The 1,362-nt window shown below is 67.8% G+C and carries 1 protein-coding gene; it reads left to right on the top strand.

Going from position 1 to position 1,362, the window contains the following annotated elements:
• Window positions 1-1,362 (top strand): autotransporter assembly complex protein TamA (locus VK92_RS38875; protein WP_048468283.1); only part of this gene is annotated, 1,362 nt, incomplete at both ends.

Genomic DNA, 1,362 nt, shown 5'->3' with positions numbered 1-1,362 from the left:
CGCGCTTCGCGAAGCGCGACGACATCAGCGACGACCAGTTCGACTTCCTCGTGACGGCCACCCCGCAGCAGGTGCGCGACCTGACCGCGACGGCCGGGTATTTCTCGCCGGTCGTGCGCACCGACGTGCGCACGCGCGACGGCAAGCGCGACGTGCGCATCGCGGTCGATCCGGGCAAGCAGACCATCGTGTCGAGCGTCGACCTGACCTTCAACGGGCCCGTCGACACCGAGGACCCGAAGCAGGAAGCCGCGACCCGTTTCGCGTTCTCGCTGAAGCCGGGCGACCCGTTCACGCAGTCCGACTGGGACGGCGCGAAGGGCGCGGCGCTCAGGCAATTGCAGTCGCGTCGTTATCTCGGCGCGAAGATCGCGTCGTCGGAGGCGCGCATCGATCCGCGCACGCAGCGCGCGACGCTCGCGGTCACGTTCGACAGCGGTCCGACGTTCACGATCGGCAAGGTCGACGTCGACGGTGTGCGGCGCTATCCGGAGAAGATCGTCACGAACGTCAATCCGCTGTCGGAAGGCGAGATCTACGACGTGCAGCGGATCACCGAATTGCAGCGGCAGTTGCAGAACACGCCGTACTACGCGAGCGTCGCGATCGACGTCGGCGACGATACGGCGAAGCCCGAGCGCACGCCCGTGCACGTGAAGGTCAGCGAGTTCCCGTACAACAACATCCGCGGCGGCGTCGGCTTCGCGACCGACACCGGGCCGCATGTGCAGGGCTCCTACACGTATCTCGACACGTTCGGCGCCGCGTGGCCGCTGACGGTGTCGGGCCGGCTCGACCAGATCCAGCAATACGGGCAGGTCCAGCTGTCGATGCCGCCGGGCGAGAAGGGGTGGACCAACAGCGTGCTCGCGTCGTATACGAACACCAACGTGTCGGATACGCGCATCTACAGCGCGCGGGTCGGCGTTCAGCGCACGCGCACGGGCCAGTTCATCGACTATTCGTATTCGCTGATGTACTACCAGGACCGGCTCGACCAGAACGGCGCGGGGCCGACCACGAGCCGCGCGCTGGTGCCGCAATGGGCATGGACGCGCCGCAACGTCGACGATCCGCTGTTCCCGCGTTCGGGCAACCTGATCCACGCGGAGGCCGGCTTCGCGGTCAAGGGCGTGCTGACCGACCAGACCTTCATCCGCGGCTACGCGCGTGGCCAGCAGTACCTGCCGGTCGGCAAGCGCGACCTGTTCGTGTTCCGCGCGGAGCTCGGCGGCGTGTTCACGAGCGGCAGCTCGACCGGCGTACCGGCGTCGCTGCTGTTCCGCGCGGGCGGCTCGAACTCGGTGCGCGGCTACGGTTACCAGAGCATCGGCAACAGCGTCGACGGTTCCGTCCTGCCGA

The organism is Burkholderia sp. LK4, from assembly GCF_001043615.1.
In the GTDB taxonomy this organism is placed as follows: domain Bacteria; phylum Pseudomonadota; class Gammaproteobacteria; order Burkholderiales; family Burkholderiaceae; genus Burkholderia; species Burkholderia cepacia.
The sequence above is the reverse complement of the archived record's forward strand: the minus strand, read 5'-3'. Positions and strand labels throughout refer to the sequence as shown.